The sequence below is a fragment of the Pseudooceanicola algae genome, assembly GCF_003590145.2.
Taxonomy (GTDB): Bacteria; Pseudomonadota; Alphaproteobacteria; order Rhodobacterales; family Rhodobacteraceae; genus Pseudooceanicola; species Pseudooceanicola algae.
This window is the reverse complement of sequence record NZ_CP060436.1, coordinates 2,915,104-2,930,923: the sequence shown is the minus strand read 5'-3', so window position 1 is coordinate 2,930,923 and position 15,820 is coordinate 2,915,104. Positions and strand designations below refer to the sequence as shown.

Sequence of the window (15,820 nt, the reverse complement as noted above, 5' to 3'; positions counted from 1 at the left end):
GCCTCCGGACATTGGTAAAACTTGGTCTGATCCCTATGTAGGCATCAAGGGTCCGCAAGTCCACGTTTGCGGAGAACAAGGAGTAAGTTTCATGTGGCTGCTATTGGCCTTTATCGCGATTCCGATGATCGAGATCGCCCTGTTCATCCAGGTCGGGGGTCTGATCGGCCTTGGCTGGACGCTTGCCATCGTGCTTGGCACGGCCATTCTGGGCACCTGGCTGGTGCGTAAACAGGGGGCACAGGCGCTGGACAAGATCCGACGCAGCTTCAACGAACTCTCCGACCCTTCGGCGCCATTGGCCGATGCCGCGATGATCCTGCTCGCCGGCGCACTGCTGGTCACGCCCGGTTTCTTCACGGATGCGCTCGGCTTTGCCCTGCTGACCCCGGCGTTTCGCCATGCCGCTTTCACCTTTCTGAAAAAACGGGTGAAGGTGCAAAGCTTTTCGATGGGAAGCGGGCCGGGGGGAAGCGGGCCGGGCGCGCAACCGCAGGGACGCCCGCAGGATCGCGGCCCCGGACAATCGCCCGCGCGCTATCCGGACGTGATCGAGGGCGAATATACCGAAGTCGATCCGCCGAAATCCCCGACGCACCGCCCCTCTGGCTGGACGCGGCACTGATCCGTCCGGCAGGGGGACCGCTGGTAAACAATCGTTGAGGCACATGGCAGATACTGCTACCACCGCGACGATCAAAATTTACTCCGCAGGAGCTGTCCGATGACTGAAGACCAAAACGGCGCCGCGCCCCAGGCGCCCCAGGTGAAGATGAACGTCCTGACCCAATACATCCGGGACATGTCCTTCGAGAACATCCTGTCGCGCAAGCCGGCGACCGGCCAGGTCCAGCCCGACGTGAAGGTTCAGGTCGCCCTGGATGCAAAGAAGCGCGAGACCGGCAACCAGTACGAAGTGCTGATGAAGCTGACCGTGACCTCGAACGCCAAGGAAACCGCCGAGCCGATGTTCCTGCTCGAACTGGAATATGTCGGCCTGTTCAACATCGAAGGCGTGCCGGACGAACAGATGCACCCCTTCCTGCTGATCGAATGCCCGCGGATGCTGTTCCCCTTCGTGCGCCGCATCGTGTCGGACGTGACCCGCGACGGGGGCTTCCCGCCGCTGAACCTCGACACGATCGATTTCGTCGCTCTCTACCGCGCAGAGCTTCAGCGCCGTGCCGCCGCCCAGCCGGCCGAGCAGCCGCTGCCGAACTGATCCGATCCGGTCGCGCCTCCGGCGCGGCCCCTACCGCCGGCCGTCTCAGCCAGCGTTTAATTTCTTCCAAAGCGCCGTCTCGCCCAGCTTTTCGACAAAGCTGTGGTGGGCGGCGCTTTCGCTTTCCGTCAGCCGTGATGGCAGCGGCACCGGGCGGGGACGGGGGCGCCATGTCTCGGTCCCATCGGCGGAATGCCCGCCGTCCGAGGTTGGTGCCAGAACCAGATCAGGTTGTCGCCCGCCGATCAGCTCAAGATAGACCTCTGCCAGGATTTCGGAATCGAGCAGCGCGCCGTGCAGGGTCCGCGAGGAATTGTCGATGCCGAAGCGCCGACAAAGCGCATCCAGGGACGCCGGAGAACCGGGGTATTTCTTGCGCGCGATGGCCAGCGTGTCCAGCGCCTGCTCCCAGGGGATAAGCGGCATCTTCAGCCAGCCCAGTTCCGCGTTCAGGAACTTCATGTCGAAGGCCGCATTGTGGATCACCAGCTTTGCGTCACCGATGAAATCCAGAAAATCCTGCGCAACCTCGCGGAACAGCGGCTTGTCCTTCAGGAATTCGTAATTGAGGCCGTGCACCTTGAACGCCTCTTCGGGGACTTCGCGTTCGGGATTGATGTAGACATGATAGGTGCGGCCCGTCGGCATATGGTTCAGCAGTTCGACACCGCCGATTTCGACCAGACGGTCGCCCTGTTCGGGTTCGAACCCTGTCGTCTCGGTATCCATCACGATTTCACGCATGGGAGGCTCCCCTAATCTGATCGACGATCGCCAGAACCTGCTGGCGGGCATGGTCAAGCGTATCCGTCTCGATGATATATGTCGCCCGGGTGCGTTTGTCCGCATCGGGCATCTGCCGCGCCAGGATCAGGTCGAAATCCGCCGCGCTCATGGTACCGCGCGCCAGAACGCGGGCGCGTTGTTCGGCGCTAGTGGTGGTGACAACCGCCGTCGCGTCCATCTGGTCCTGCATCCCGCCCTCGAACAATAGCGGGATGTCGAACACCACGATGTCCGCAGTCGTGCCCGCGATAAAATCCGCACGGTCTTGACCGACAAGCGGATGCACGATGGCCTCGATCCGGCCCAAAGCCGTGGGATCCTGCGCAATGATCACCTTCAGCGCCGGGCGCGACACCTGTCCGTCCTGCACCGCATCCGGAAAGGCGGCTGCCAGCGGCGCCACCGCTGCGCCGCCCGGACCGTAAAGCCGGTGCACCGCCGCGTCCGCATCCCATAGCGCGCAGCCAGCGTCCCTGAACATCGCCGCAGTCGTCGATTTCCCCATCCCGATAGAGCCGGTGAGGCCAAGCAGAAAACTCATCCCAGCGTCGCGTCGCGCAGGGCTTCGGTGACCTTGGGCTTGATGCCGAACCAGCGTTCGAACCCCGGCACTGCCTGGTGCAACAACATGCCAAGGCCGTCCACGGTCACGCAGCCCTGCGCCTCGGCCCGCGCAAGAAGTTTTGTTTTCAGTGGGTTATAAACAATGTCCGTTACCACCTGACCGGCGTGCAGCCCATCCAGGTTGACCTTCAGTTCCGGCTTGTCGGCCATCCCGAGAGAGGTGGTATTCACCACCAGCGCGGCTTCGCCGATCATCCGACTGGCATGCCCCCAATCCACTGCTGTCACCCGGTTGCCGAAATCCTGCGCAAGACGCTCGGCCCGCAGCTGCGTGCGATTGGAGATCATGACTTCGGGAACACCAGCATCCAGTAGCGACACTACAACGGCCCGCGCGGCGCCCCCGGCGCCCAGAATGGCCGCCGGACCCACCTGCGGATCCCAATCGGGCGCATTCTGACGCAGGTTTTCGATAAATCCGTAACCATCGGTATTATCAGCATGAAACGTCCCGTCTTCACGGAAAATCAGGGTATTCGCCGCCCCGATCAGGCTGGCGCGGTCGGTCACATGGCTGGCCAGTTCCAACACCGCTTCCTTATGGGGCATGGTCACATTGACGCCGACAAAGCCCAGTTTCGGCAACGCCTGCAAGGCTTCGGCAAGGTTGTCGGGATGGACCTCCATCGGCACGTAATGCCCGCGCAGACCAAGTGTTTTCAGCCAATGACCATGCAGTTGAGGCGACCGGGAATGGATGATCGGAAAGCCGATGACACCCGCCAGGGGAATGGACTCGTGGCTCATGTCTCCAGGGCTCCTCTCAGGATCAGGTAATCCAGAATTTCCAGCAGCGGCAGACCAAGTATGGCAAAGTAGTCGCCATCGATACGGGAAAACAACCGGCTGCCTTCGGCTTCGACCTGATAGGCGCCGCAAGACCAGGAAATCGCCGGCCAGTTCCGCGTGACATAGCTGCCGATATAGCTGTCGGAAAGTGTGCGCATGGTCAGCTTGACCTCGGCCGACTTGCGCCAGACCGGGCGGCCGCCTTCGTGGATCACCGCGGCGGTATGTAGGCTATGGCCTTTGCCCGACAGGGCAGAGATCTGATCCCGCGCCTGTTCCGGCGTTTCGGGTTTCGAAAACACCTTACCTTCGCAATCCAGCACCTGATCGCAACCGATGGTCAGGGCGTCGGGATGTTTCATGCCCACCCGTTCGGATTTCAACTGCGCCAGCGCATCGGCCAGGTTTCGGGGGCTTTCGCCTTCGGCCAGAAGGGAGGCGCGCACCATTTCCTCGTCCACACGGGGCTTTACGACCTCGTACGGGACATCGGCGCGGGTCAAAAGCTCTGCCCGGATGGCAGAACCGGAAGCCAGGATGATTTTTTGCGACATGTGGATAACTTCGTGCAGAACTCAGAGATAGCGTGCTGCTTCTTCTGGGAAAAAAAGGGGCTGGACGCAAGGAGTCCCGGTGGGCTGTGTGCGACTCACCCTGTTGTTCCGACGCCCGGGGCAAACCGTCCTGCGTGGATAAGGATAAGTTGGAAAGCCGTCATGCAAGGGAAATCCCTTGTTTCATCCCCATTTCGGAGGTCGGGATATCCACAGGAAAGACCCGCTACAAACCCCTGTATTCATACCTTTTTGAGAGTTTCCTGGAAATCTTTCCACGGCTCTACAGGGGTTATCCCATGATTCCTCCCCCTGTGGATAACTCTGTGCAGGAGTCTTTGATCCACAGGAAGAAAAGGGACTACATCAAACAACAATCTTTCTTTTAATTTGTATTGATTGTTATGAGGTGTGGGACCGTAGGGAGAACGACATGCAGGATTTCCTGGCTCTGGCCTATCCATGGACCAAGACGCTTCATATCGTTTCGGTGATCGCTTGGATGGCGGGCCTGTTCTATCTTCCGCGTCTCTTCGTCTATCACGCGGAAAAGGGCGCCAGCGCCGAGATCGACAGCCTGTTCAAGGTGATGGAATACCGGCTTTTGCGCGCGATCATGAACCCGGCGATGATCGCGACATGGATTTTCGGCCTTTGCCTTGTCTTCACGCCGGGGATTGTTGCCTGGTCCATGGTCTGGCCCTGGACGAAGGCAGCGGCTGTTCTGGGCATGACCTGGTTTCATCATTGGCTTGGCAAACGTCGAAAGGACTTCGAACGCGGTGAAAACAGCCTGCCAGGAAGGCGTTACCGGATGATGAACGAAGTTCCGACCTTGCTGATGATCGTCATCGTTGCTTCGGTCGTAGTGAAGTTCTGACGGGGGCTGCAGCGCGCTGAGCCCGATTTGAATCGCCTGGGATCAGGAATGATTGACTCCGGCCCCAGCCGGCCTTATATCGCTTGCCAAGCTGCCCGTCCGGGCGTCGCCGTTTCCCATACAGATGATTGACCGAGTGCCCTTTTCGGGCCGGTCCGAGGATACTTTTCCCAGATGAACGAGATCGTTACCGAAAACGCCCTGAACCTTGCTGATCTCAAGGCAAAAAGCCCCAAGGATCTGCTCGCCATGGCAGAGGAGCTCGAGATCGAGAACGCCTCGACCATGCGCAAGGGCGAGATGATGTTCCAGATCCTCCGTGAATTGGCGGATGAGGACTGGCAGATCGGTGGCGACGGCGTGCTGGAGGTCCTGCAGGATGGTTTCGGCTTCCTGCGCTCGCCCGAGGCGAACTACCTGTCGGGTCCCGATGACATCTACGTTTCGCCCGACATGATCCGTCAATGGTCGCTGCGCACCGGGGACACGGTCGAAGGGTTGATGAAGGCGCCGGACGAGAACGAGCGGTACTTTGCCCTGACCTCGGTTACTCAGATCAACTTTGAAGAGCCTGAAAAGGCCCGTCACAAGATCGCCTTCGACAACCTGACGCCGCTATACCCGGACGAGCGCCTGAAGATGGAGGTCGAAGACCCGACGATCCGCGACCGTTCCGCCCGGATCATCGATCTTGTCGCGCCGATCGGGAAGGGGCAGCGGTCCTTGATTGTCGCGCCCCCGCGGACCGGTAAGACCGTTCTGTTGCAAAATATCGCGAATTCGATCGAGAAAAATCACCCGGAGATCTATCTGATCGTCCTGCTGATCGACGAACGCCCTGAAGAGGTGACCGACATGCAGCGGTCGGTGAAGGGTGAAGTGATCTCATCGACCTTCGACGAGCCGGCAACACGCCACGTGGCCGTGTCGGAAATGGTCATCGAAAAGGCCAAGCGCCTAGTCGAACATAAACGAGATGTAGTTATTCTTCTGGATTCGATCACAAGACTTGGTAGGGCATTCAACACGGTTGTGCCATCGTCCGGCAAGGTCCTGACCGGCGGTGTCGATGCGAACGCTCTGCAACGTCCGAAACGGTTCTTCGGCGCTGCCCGGAATATCGAGGAAGGTGGCTCGTTGACCATCATCGCCACAGCGCTGATCGATACCGGATCGCGGATGGACGAAGTCATCTTCGAAGAATTCAAGGGAACGGGTAACTCCGAGATTGTTCTGGATCGCAAGATTGCCGACAAACGCGTTTACCCGGCGATGGACATTCTCAAGTCCGGCACCCGGAAAGAGGATCTTCTGGTCGACAAGGTTGATCTGCAGAAAACCTTCGTATTGCGCCGGATCCTGAACCCCATGGGCACCACCGATGCGATCGAGTTCCTGATTTCCAAGCTGAAGCAGACCAAGACAAACTCGGACTTCTTCGATTCCATGAACACCTGATCGGGGCGTCGCCCCAGGATAATTGCAATGGACACGATCTTTGCCCTTGCCTCGGCCCCCGGCCGGGCAGGGGTTTCCGTCATCAGAATTTCGGGCCCCGCGTCGCTTGCCGCACTCGGGGCCTTTGGCGTTGCCCGTCCGGAGCCGCGCAAGGGCGTGCTTCGTCGCCTTCTGGAGGATGATGGGGCGGTTCTTGACCAAGCTTTGGTGCTCTACTTCGAGGGCCCGCACAGCTTTACCGGCGAAGACGTTGTGGAGCTTCATCTCCACGGAAGCCCCGCCATCGTCTCTGCTGTGATGCGACTCCTTGGGGGGGTTCCGGAATTACGCATGGCCGACGCAGGAGAGTTCACCCGGCGTGCTTTGGAAAACGGCAAGATGGACCTCGCGCAGGTCGAAGGGCTTGCAGATCTGATCGATTCCGAAACCGATGCGCAACGGCGGCAGGCTCAACGGGTTTTCTCGGGTAAACTGGGGGCGCTGGTGCAGGACTGGCGGCGGGATCTGATCCGTGCAGCGGCCTTGCTGGAAGCCGTGATTGATTTTGTCGATGAAGATGTACCAGTCGACGTCCGGCCAGAGGTAAATGCCCTACTGGTTTCGCTTGCAGAAGGCCTGGAGTCTCAAGCCAGGGGGGCTTTGGTCGCTGAACGCGTTCGTCATGGTTTCGAGGTCGCGATCCTTGGTGCCCCAAATGCAGGAAAATCCACACTTCTCAATTACTTGGCCGGTCGGGATGCAGCAATTACTTCCTCTGTCGCAGGAACCACGCGGGACGTGATCGAGGTTCGCATGGATCTCAATGGGCTGCCGGTGACTTTGCTGGATACCGCCGGCTTGCGAGAGACCGATGACGAGGTTGAAGCCATCGGGATCTCGCGGGCGAGGGAACGTGCGAGGCAGGCAGATCTTCGTATCTACCTTCTTGAACCGGGGGAAGTACCAGTATTTGACTTGCTGAAAGATGATCTGGCTCTCTCGGGAAAAGCCGACGTCACGGGTGACACATCAGGGATCAGTGGCGTCTCGGGTCAAGGTGTTCCAGAACTGATTGGGACGCTGACCGAGACTTTCCGCAAAAGGACTGCTCTTGTTGGAACCGCCACGCGTCACAGACATCAAGCGGCCATTCAAAGGGCATTGGTGGATTTGTCCCACGCTCGTGATATGTTGAAGGACCCGATGTATAGCGAGGATTTGATTGCCGAGGAATTGAGGTCCGCAATCCGCGCTTTGGACTCTCTGGTCGGGATCGTTGATGTAGAAGCCCTTCTGGATGAGATCTTTTCCAGTTTCTGTATCGGGAAGTAGGAGTGTTTCACGTGAAACATACAAATTTCGATGTCATCGTGGTCGGGGGCGGGCATGCAGGCTGTGACGCAGCTCATGCATCAGCCCGTGTCGGCGCGCGAACCGCACTGATTACGCTCAAGCTCGACGGAATTGGGGTGATGTCTTGTAATCCGGCCATCGGCGGATTGGGAAAGGGCCATCTTGTACGAGAAATCGATGCCCTCGATGGCGTTATGGGTCGAGTTGCAGATAAAGCAGGTATCCAGTTTCGCTTATTGAACCGGCGAAAGGGTCCAGCGGTGCAGGGGCCGAGAGCTCAGGCTGACCGAGCAATCTACCGTCGCGAAATGCTTTCCGAAATGCAGACATGTCCGGGACTGGAGGTCTTGGTCGGTGAAATCGTGGACTTCCTGATGGACGGCAACCGCGTAGCTGGGGTTCGTCTTGCTGATGGTGCCGAAATTCGCGCAAATTCCGTCGTACTGACAACAGGGACCTTCCTGCGGGGCATCATTCATATCGGAGATCAACACTATTCGGGCGGTCGAATGGGGGATTCTGCGGCGAATAGGCTAGGTGACCGATTGGATGATTTTGGTCTTCCTCTCGGGCGGCTGAAGACCGGAACACCGCCTCGCTTGGACGGTCGCACAATTGATTGGAAAACCCTGGACCTTCAGCCAGGAGACGAAGATCCAGTGTTTTTCTCATTTCTTTCCAGTGGGTTAGCTGTTCGTCAAGTGTCTTGCGGTGTGACCCATACCAACGAGAAGACTCATGAAATCATTCGTGAAAACCTGTCTCGGTCAGCCATGTATGGTGGTCACATCGATGGTGTCGGCCCGCGATACTGTCCGTCGATCGAAGATAAAGTTGTCCGTTTTGCGGACAAAAGTTCGCACCAGGTGTTTCTGGAACCCGAGGGACTGGACGATCATACCATCTACCCGAACGGTATATCCACATCTCTGCCTGCAGAGGTTCAGGAAGCCTATGTTCGCTCCATCCGGGGTTTGGAGGATGTCCAAATTACCCAAATGGGATACGCAATCGAATACGATTACGTCGACCCACGGGCGCTGGATTCCCGACTTTCTTTGCGCGATGTTCCCGGTCTTTTCCTGGCTGGTCAGATCAACGGAACGACGGGATATGAGGAAGCTGCGGCACAAGGTCTTGTAGCTGGTTTGAACGCCGCACACCATTCGTTGGGTCGTGACGCCGTGACTTTCAGCCGATCGGACAGCTATATTGGTGTTATGGTCGATGATCTGACGACGCGGGGGGTATCGGAGCCGTACCGTATGTTTACTTCTCGCGCGGAATACCGTCTTTCTTTGCGTGCGGACAATGCTGATCAACGCCTAACACCCAAGGGGATCGAGCTGGGTTTGGTTGGAAAACGCCGAGCTGAAGTATTTTCGGTCAAGTTGGAAGCCCTGGAGGCGGGGCGTACGTTGCTAAAATCTCGGTCGGTATCCCCGAAGACGCTCAATGAGGGCGGTATTAAGGTGGGAGAGGATGGTAAAATGCGAAACCTCTTTGAGGTTCTGGCGTTTCCGAATGTCTCCATTGAAGACCTGGGAACTGTTGAGCCTGATCTCATAAAAGTACCGCAGGACATTCAGACGCAATTGGGTCGGGAAGCCTTGTATGCGACTTATATTGCTCGCCAAGCGGTGGACGCACAGAGTCTTCGTAAGGATGAAGATCGGGTTATTCCAGACGAATTTGCCTATGAAGGATTGGATGGGTTGTCCAACGAGTTGAAATCCAAGCTTGTCAGGGTTCGTCCAGCCAACTTGGCTCAAGCGGGCCGAATTGAGGGCATGACGCCAGCGGCTTTGGCTTTGATTCTTGCCCGCCTCAATCGTGAAAGGCGGGGCAAGTCTGCATGAGTAGGGAGATCATTGCGCAGAGTGTTTCACGTGAAACACTCGAGAGACTGGATATCTATGCCAATCTTCTAACCAAGTGGAATCCAAAGATAAACCTGGTTGCCAAATCCACGATTCCAAATCTTTGGAATCGACATATCCTTGATTCTGTTCAGGTTTTCAAATTGGCGAACAATTTTTCCCACTGGGCCGATCTTGGGAGTGGAGGAGGGTTTCCGGGTCTGGTTGCGGCGATTTACAGTGCGGAGTTCCACCCTGAAGGTCGGATCACTCTTGTCGAATCTGATCAAAGGAAATGTGCTTTTCTCCGCAATGTTGCGCGGGAAGCGGGCCTTGATATTCAAGTTCTAGCCGAGAGAATTGAGGAAATACCAAGTTTGGGTGCAGATGTGTTGACTGCGCGGGCTCTCGCAAGCCTCACAGAGCTTCTCGATTTCGCCTCTCGGCATCTCTCTGCTGATGGGATGGCCGTTTTCCCCAAGGGGGCCCGCTGGAAGGCGGAAGTTGAAGAGGCAGAACGCCATTGGCACTTTAACTGGACGAGCTTGGCGAGTAGAACTGATGAACAAGCCGTGATCCTGAAAATCAAAGGAATCGTCCGTGTATAATCCAGACTCCAGTCTAGTGCCGCGGATCATTGCGGTTGCCAACCAGAAGGGTGGGGTGGGCAAGACCACGACGGCGATCAATCTTGGCGCAGCATTGGTAGAGCAGGGACGTAAGGTTCTCGTGGTCGATCTCGATCCACAGGGAAATGCCTCAACTGGTCTGGGGATTGCGAATGAAGACCGAAAAGTTACGACCTATGATCTGATCCTCGACGACGTCGAGTTGGACGACGTTATTCAGCCAACTTCCATCTCAAATTTGCACATAGTGCCGGCCAATGTCGACCTTGCTTCGGCGGATCTTGAGCTTGTTTCCAATGGGAACCGTGTCCAGATGTTGCGGGACAAGTTGCGGTCACCGCAAATGGCTGATTTTGGCTTTGATTTCGTACTTATTGACTGCCCTCCTTCCCTCAGTTTGTTGACTGTCAACGCAATGGTGGCGGCGCATTCTGTTCTGGTCCCTCTGCAGAGCGAATTTTTTGCGTTGGAAGGGTTGTCTCAACTGATGATGACCATCCGAGAGGTCCGTCAGACGGCCAACGACAAGCTGCGCATTGAAGGAATCGTGCTGACGATGTTCGACACGCGCAATAATCTAAGTCAGCAGGTGGAGCAGGACGCGCGGGACTATCTTGGTGACATGGTTTTCCACACCATCGTGCCGCGTAACGTCCGGGTAAGCGAGGCGCCGTCCTTTGCGATGCCGGTGCTGAATTTTGACCCGACATCGAAGGGGGCAATGGCCTACCGTGCCCTCGCAGAAGAGGTTTTGAAAAAGAATGAGCCCGCAATTGCCTGAGACCGAAGATACCCCGATGGACAAGAAGAAAAAGCCGCGCGGCCTTGGACGCGGTCTTTCGGCGTTGATGGCTGATGTGTCCTCTGAAGAGGGGGCCAAGGGCGGTTCAGGCGCGCGTCGGCCGGATATGATGGTGCCGATCGAAAGCGTTTCGCCCAATCCCGACCAGCCACGCCGCACATTTACGATGCCGCAGCTCGAAGAACTGGCCGCGTCGATCCGCGAAAAGGGCGTTATTCAACCCTTGATTGTGCGTCCAAAACGCGGACATCCTGAAGCCTATGAAATTGTGGCAGGGGAGCGCCGGTGGCGGGCCTCTCAGATGGCGCAACTTCACGAATTGCCGGTAATTGTACGCGACTTCGACGACACAGAGGTCCTGGAAGTCGCGATTATCGAGAATATTCAGCGCGCCGACCTCAATCCGATCGAAGAAGCGGCTGGTTTTCGGCAATTGATGGAAAAATTCGGTCATACACAGGAGCGTTTGGCGCAGGTGTTGGGCAAGAGCCGGAGCCATATCGCCAACTTGATGCGTCTTCTGCAACTGCCGGACGAAGTGCGTGGGATGGTCCAGGATGGCGATCTTTCCGCCGGCCATGCGCGGGCGCTGATTACTTCAGACGATCCTGTGGGCATGGCGCGCAAGGTCGTTGCCGAAGGTCTGTCGGTCCGGGCAACCGAACAGATGCTCAAAAAACAGGACTCGGCCCCCAAGGCGCCCCGTGTACGATCCCAGCCTACGGGCGACAAGGATGCGGACACCCGTGCGTTGGAAGCGGATCTTTCGGCGGCGATTGGTATGAATGTCGAGATCGAGCATTCGCCGGGTCAGGAAGCTGGTCGTCTTACGATTAGTTACAAGTCCTTGGAAAATCTAGACGAATTGTGTCAGATCCTTAGCGGGGTCCGCTAGGCCGGGTCCATAGAAACAGCAGAACAAGGGCCAGTGTTACGCCCTGGATCAACAAGAGTATCGGCCTCAGGCCCATGATTAACGAGACCATGTAGACCCCCGCGATCATCACCGTGGACAGCCGTTTTGCGCGCAGCGAAATGGCTCCGTTTTCCTGCCAATCGCGGATTGCGGGACCGAAGCGCGGATGGGTGACCAGCCAAGTATGCATGCGCTCTGACGACCGGGCAAAGCAAAAGGCGGCCAACAGCATGAAGGGTACGGTTGGCAGCAGCGGAAGCGCTACGCCAACAACGCCCAAAGCCACGCTCAGGCACCCGAACGTCAGCCAGATTAACCGCATCAATCCGCCAAAAGTTTGTCGAGAACCGCATTCAGAACCAGCCGGCCACTATCGGTGGTGGCAAGTATGTCATTGTTCCTGCTCACAAACCCCATCCCAATCATGTCATCAAGACCGGCCTGGCAAAGGGCTGAGCCGTTCAGGGTCTGGTAGCGCGAAAGGCTGATTCCCTCGCGCAATCGCAGACCCATCAGCAGATATTCCTGCGCTTGCTCGGTCCCCGTCAATGGGTCGCGCAATTTGTCCGCATTTCCGGCCTCGGCGCGTGCAATCCAGTCGCCAGGCATCCGGTAGGCTTCGGTGGCGTGGCGGTGACCGTCCAGGGTAACGCGGCCATGGGCGCCCGGGCCGACGCTAATGTAATCGCCGTACCGCCAATAAAGCACGTTGTGGCGGCTGCGCGCCCCGTCGCGGGCGTGGTTCGAGACCTCGTAACCTTCATAACCGAAGTCAGCCGTCACTTGTTGGGTCAGCTCATACATATCGGCCGCAAGATCTTGATTTGGCATGCCTTTCAGCCCACCGCGTCGATAACGATCCGCGAAGGCGGTGCCGTCTTCAACCGTCAACTGGTATAGGGAAAGGTGATCGATCGACAGGTCGAGGGCGCGGCGAAGCTCTGCTTCCCAATCACTTGGGGTCTGGTCCTGACGGGCATAGATCAGATCGAAACTGACACGCTCGAACTGGCGTCTGGCGATGTCAAAAGCAGCGAGGGCTTCGTTGACCGTGTGCATCCGCCCCAGTCGGGCCAGATCGCGGTCATTCATGGCCTGAAAGCCCATGGAGACGCGGTTTACCCCGGCGGCGGCATACCCGCGAAACCGGTCCGCTTCGATAGAGCCGGGATTGGCCTCCAGGGTGACTTCGACCTCATTGGCCTGGGGCCAGAGACGGCGAATGGCGTTCAGAACTGCCTCGACTGTTGTGGGCTCCATCAGGCTGGGGGTGCCGCCGCCGAAGAACACGGATCCAACGACACGACCGGGTGTCAGGGCAGCGTAACGTTCCAGTTCACTGACCAGTGCTGCCGCCCATCGGGTCTGATCGACATTGGATGTTACGTGGGAATTGAAATCGCAATAGGGGCATTTCGACTGGCAGAAGGGCCAATGGACATAGATGCCAAAGCCTGCGTTCTGCCAGTCGTCAGGGGCCTGGCTGTCACTCAAAGCAGGCCTTCAGCTTTGCGAACGCATCTGCCCGGTGCGAGATCCGGTTCTTTTCGGCGCCATCCATTTCCCCGAAGGTGATGTCGTAACCGTCGGGCATGAAGATGGGGTCATAGCCGTGCCCATCGGTGCCGCGCATGGGCCACACGACCTGACCATCGACCTTGCCGACGAACAATTCGTCATGCCCATCCGGCCAGGCCAGACAGAAGGTGCAGTTAAAGGCCGCGCGACGCGGGGAGGGTGCAGATTTGGCCTCCAGCGCATCCCAGGTCTTTCGCATCGCCATGGGGAAGTCGCGCCCCGTCGGTGTTTCGGCCCAATCGGCGGTATAGACACCAGGGGCACCGTCCAGCGCGTCGACCGAGATTCCGCTGTCATCGGACAGGGCGGGCAGGCCGGTGGCCTTGGCGGCGTAATGCGCCTTGATACGGGCATTGCCGATGAAGGTATCCTGATCTTCGACCGGCTCTTCCAGCCCATGATCGGCGGCAGAGCTGACCTTGATGCCATAGGGGGCGAGAAGCTCCGCGATTTCGCGCAGCTTGCCCTTGTTATGGCTGGCGAGGACCAGCGTTTCGCCGTCGAACTTACGCACCGGTGGCCTCTTTCTGCAGGGCGGCGAGTTCTGCTACGCCTTTTTCGGCCAGATCCATCAACTGGTTCATCTGATCGCGGGAAAAGACAGACCCTTCGGCGGACATCTGCACTTCGATCAGCTTGCCGGTGCCGGTCATGACAAAGTTTCCGTCAACGCCGGCTTCGCTGTCCTCGGGGTAGTCGAGGTCCAGCACCGGCTGCCCCGCATAGATCCCGCAAGACACGGCCGCCACCGGGTCGACCAGCGGATCAGAGATCACATCGCCGGCCTTCATCAGCTTGTTGACCGCTAGGCGCAGGGCAACCCAGCCCCCGGTGATCGAGGCGCAGCGCGTCCCGCCATCGGCCTGCAACACATCGCAATCGATCGTGATCTGGCGTTCCCCAAGGGCAACGCGATCCACGCCAGCGCGCAGGGATCTTCCGATAAGTCTTTGAATTTCAACGGTTCTTCCGCCTTGCTTGCCCGCAGCAGCCTCGCGCCGCATCCGCGACGTGGTTGACCGGGGCAGCATGCCGTATTCTGCCGTGACCCAGCCCAGGCCGGACCCCTTGATGAAGGGCGGCACGCGGGCTTCCAGCGTCGCGGTGCACAGCACATGGGTATCGCCAACCTTGATCAGGCAGGAGCCTTCCGCATGTTTCGTCACGTCGATCTCGATTGAAACCTGACGCATTTCGCTTAAATCTCTACCAGACGGTCGCATGGTGCCTCCCTGAATTTGCGGTCCCTGATAGGCGCGGGGACCCTTGGAAGGCAAGCCCCGTTGACCTTTGTACCGGGTGCTCTTTAATGACCCTCCGGTAGTGGTTGAGGTAATGGTAGCAAAAAATTCGATCCTTGATGAGATGAATGACCGCTCGCGCGAGGTGTTTCGGCGGGTTGTCGAAGGCTATCTGGCGAACGGAGAGCCCGTTGGATCCCGCACCCTGACCCGGATGATGAGCGAAAAGGTCTCGGCGGCCACGATCCGCAACGTGATGCAGGATCTGGAATACCTCGGCTTGCTAGACAGTCCCCATATCAGCGCCGGGCGGGTGCCGACCCAGTCCGGCCTGCGGATGTTCGTCGATGGTCTGCTCGAGGTGGGTGATCTGGACATGTCGGACCGCGAAAAGATCGACGCAACGGTCGGCAACGGCGGCGATGTGGGGGCGATGCTGGACCGGATCGGATCCGCGCTCAGCTTTGCCACACGGGGCGCGTCTCTGGTGCTGGCGCCCAAGCACGAGGCACCGATCAAGCACATAGAATTCGTTTCCCTGGGCCATGATCGCGCCCTGGTGGTGCTGGTCTTTGCTGATGGTCACGTGGAAAATCGGCTTTTCACGCCGCCGCCGGGGCAAACCCCCAGTTCGATGCGCGAGGCCGCGAATTTCCTGAACGCGGCGCTGGAGGGGCGCACGCTTTCGGACATCAAGGGCGTCGTCGCGCAGGAAATCGACACCCGAAAGCAGCAGATCGACGGGCTGGCGCGGGCGTTGGTCGACAGCGGCCTGGCGGTCTGGGAAGGCGAGGGCGTGCATGAGGAGCGGCTGATCGTACGCGGTCGGGCGAATCTGCTGGAAGGCGAACAGGAAGACCTTGATCGCATCCGCATCCTGTTCGATGACCTGGAACGCAAGCGGGACATCGCTGAATTCCTCGAACTGACCGAGGATGGCGACGGTGTGCGCATTTTTATCGGTTCAGAGAACAAACTTTTCTCACTTTCCGGTTCCTCTCTGGTGGTGTCTCCCTATATGAACGCGGATCGAAAGATCATCGGTGCGGTCGGCGTGATCGGGCCCACACGGCTCAATTACGGACGGATCGTTCCGATCGTGGATTACACGGCACAGCTGGTCGGACGGATGATCTCCGACCGCGCGTGA

General features: G+C 58.3%; 18 protein-coding genes. 10 read left to right on the top strand and 8 right to left on the bottom strand.

What is annotated here, in order from left to right:
• The first annotated feature begins 91 nt into the window (after positions 1–91).
• Positions 92–625, top strand: coding sequence for an FxsA family protein (locus tag PSAL_RS13685; protein ID WP_119841174.1), 534 nt, complete (start codon positions 92–94; stop codon positions 623–625).
• A 99-nt stretch (positions 626–724) separates the two neighbouring features.
• Positions 725–1,222 (top strand): protein-export chaperone SecB, encoded by a 498-nt coding sequence (gene secB / locus PSAL_RS13680; protein WP_119841173.1) that lies wholly within the window; start codon positions 725–727, stop codon positions 1,220–1,222.
• A 45-nt stretch (positions 1,223–1,267) separates the two neighbouring features.
• On the opposite strand, the gene dnaQ is transcribed toward secB, so the two are convergent.
• Genes dnaQ through PSAL_RS13660 form a run of 4 tightly spaced genes read right to left on the bottom strand, consistent with a single transcriptional unit; the run spans position 1,268 to position 3,975 of the window.
• On the bottom strand, positions 1,268–1,966 hold the full coding sequence (gene dnaQ, locus PSAL_RS13675; RefSeq protein WP_119841172.1) for a DNA polymerase III subunit epsilon: 699 nt from the start codon (positions 1,964–1,966) through the stop codon (positions 1,268–1,270).
• Positions 1,959–2,549, bottom strand: a complete 591-nt coding sequence (gene coaE, locus PSAL_RS13670; protein WP_119841171.1) for a dephospho-CoA kinase — start codon at positions 2,547–2,549, stop codon at positions 1,959–1,961. Before coaE ends, dnaQ begins: the two co-directional genes overlap by 8 nt.
• Positions 2,546–3,379 carry a shikimate dehydrogenase gene (locus PSAL_RS13665; protein WP_119841170.1) on the bottom strand — a complete coding sequence of 278 codons (834 nt, stop codon included), beginning with the start codon at positions 3,377–3,379 and terminating at the stop codon, positions 2,546–2,548. The genes coaE and PSAL_RS13665 overlap by 4 nt, the downstream gene beginning before the upstream one ends.
• Positions 3,376–3,975, bottom strand: coding sequence for a Maf family protein (locus PSAL_RS13660; protein WP_119841169.1), 600 nt, complete (start codon positions 3,973–3,975; stop codon positions 3,376–3,378). Before PSAL_RS13660 ends, PSAL_RS13665 begins: the two co-directional genes overlap by 4 nt.
• Positions 3,976–4,408: 433 nt before the next feature.
• Between PSAL_RS13660 and hemJ the strand changes: the two genes are divergently transcribed.
• From hemJ to PSAL_RS13625, 7 genes are all read left to right on the top strand, one after another.
• Entirely contained in the window at positions 4,409–4,855 is a 447-nt protein-coding gene (gene hemJ / locus PSAL_RS13655) for a protoporphyrinogen oxidase HemJ (RefSeq protein WP_119841168.1), read from the top strand.
• 174 nt (positions 4,856–5,029) lie between these two features.
• Positions 5,030–6,313 carry a transcription termination factor Rho gene (rho, locus tag PSAL_RS13650; protein ID WP_119841167.1) on the top strand — a complete coding sequence of 428 codons (1,284 nt, stop codon included), beginning with the start codon at positions 5,030–5,032 and terminating at the stop codon, positions 6,311–6,313.
• Positions 6,314–6,340: 27 nt separating this feature from the next.
• Positions 6,341–7,624 carry a tRNA uridine-5-carboxymethylaminomethyl(34) synthesis GTPase MnmE gene (gene mnmE, locus PSAL_RS13645; RefSeq protein ID WP_119841166.1) on the top strand — a complete coding sequence of 428 codons (1,284 nt, stop codon included), beginning with the start codon at positions 6,341–6,343 and terminating at the stop codon, positions 7,622–7,624.
• A gap of 11 nt (positions 7,625–7,635) precedes the next feature.
• The gene (gene mnmG, locus PSAL_RS13640) at positions 7,636–9,504 is read left to right on the top strand and encodes a tRNA uridine-5-carboxymethylaminomethyl(34) synthesis enzyme MnmG (RefSeq protein ID WP_119841217.1); all 1,869 of its coding nucleotides are present in this window, start codon (positions 7,636–7,638) and stop codon (positions 9,502–9,504) included.
• Positions 9,501–10,112, top strand: a complete 612-nt coding sequence (rsmG, locus tag PSAL_RS13635) for a 16S rRNA (guanine(527)-N(7))-methyltransferase RsmG (RefSeq protein WP_119841165.1) — start codon at positions 9,501–9,503, stop codon at positions 10,110–10,112. The genes mnmG and rsmG overlap by 4 nt, the downstream gene beginning before the upstream one ends.
• Positions 10,105–10,914: a ParA family protein gene (locus PSAL_RS13630; RefSeq protein ID WP_119841164.1), complete on the top strand. Its 810-nt coding sequence runs from the start codon at positions 10,105–10,107 to the stop codon at positions 10,912–10,914. The genes rsmG and PSAL_RS13630 overlap by 8 nt, the downstream gene beginning before the upstream one ends.
• 16 nt (positions 10,915–10,930) lie before the next feature.
• Entirely contained in the window at positions 10,931–11,830 is a 900-nt protein-coding gene (locus PSAL_RS13625) for a ParB/RepB/Spo0J family partition protein (protein WP_119841216.1), read from the top strand.
• Here PSAL_RS13625 and PSAL_RS13620 read toward each other — a convergent pair.
• Genes PSAL_RS13620 through rph form a run of 4 tightly spaced genes read right to left on the bottom strand, consistent with a single transcriptional unit; the run spans position 11,814 to position 14,652 of the window.
• Positions 11,814–12,173 carry a YbaN family protein gene (locus PSAL_RS13620; RefSeq protein WP_119841163.1) on the bottom strand — a complete coding sequence of 120 codons (360 nt, stop codon included), beginning with the start codon at positions 12,171–12,173 and terminating at the stop codon, positions 11,814–11,816. The genes PSAL_RS13625 and PSAL_RS13620 overlap by 17 nt on opposite strands.
• Positions 12,173–13,345 carry a radical SAM family heme chaperone HemW gene (gene hemW / locus PSAL_RS13615; RefSeq protein WP_119841162.1) on the bottom strand — a complete coding sequence of 391 codons (1,173 nt, stop codon included), beginning with the start codon at positions 13,343–13,345 and terminating at the stop codon, positions 12,173–12,175. The genes PSAL_RS13620 and hemW overlap by 1 nt, the downstream gene beginning before the upstream one ends.
• The gene (gene rdgB / locus PSAL_RS13610; protein ID WP_119841161.1) at positions 13,338–13,943 is read right to left on the bottom strand and encodes an RdgB/HAM1 family non-canonical purine NTP pyrophosphatase; all 606 of its coding nucleotides are present in this window, start codon (positions 13,941–13,943) and stop codon (positions 13,338–13,340) included. Before rdgB ends, hemW begins: the two co-directional genes overlap by 8 nt.
• The gene (rph, locus tag PSAL_RS13605) at positions 13,936–14,652 is read right to left on the bottom strand and encodes a ribonuclease PH (protein WP_119841160.1); all 717 of its coding nucleotides are present in this window, start codon (positions 14,650–14,652) and stop codon (positions 13,936–13,938) included. The genes rdgB and rph overlap by 8 nt, the downstream gene beginning before the upstream one ends.
• Before the next feature lie 112 nt (positions 14,653–14,764).
• Between rph and hrcA the strand changes: the two genes are divergently transcribed.
• The gene (hrcA, locus tag PSAL_RS13600; protein WP_119841159.1) at positions 14,765–15,820 is read left to right on the top strand and encodes a heat-inducible transcriptional repressor HrcA; all 1,056 of its coding nucleotides are present in this window, start codon (positions 14,765–14,767) and stop codon (positions 15,818–15,820) included.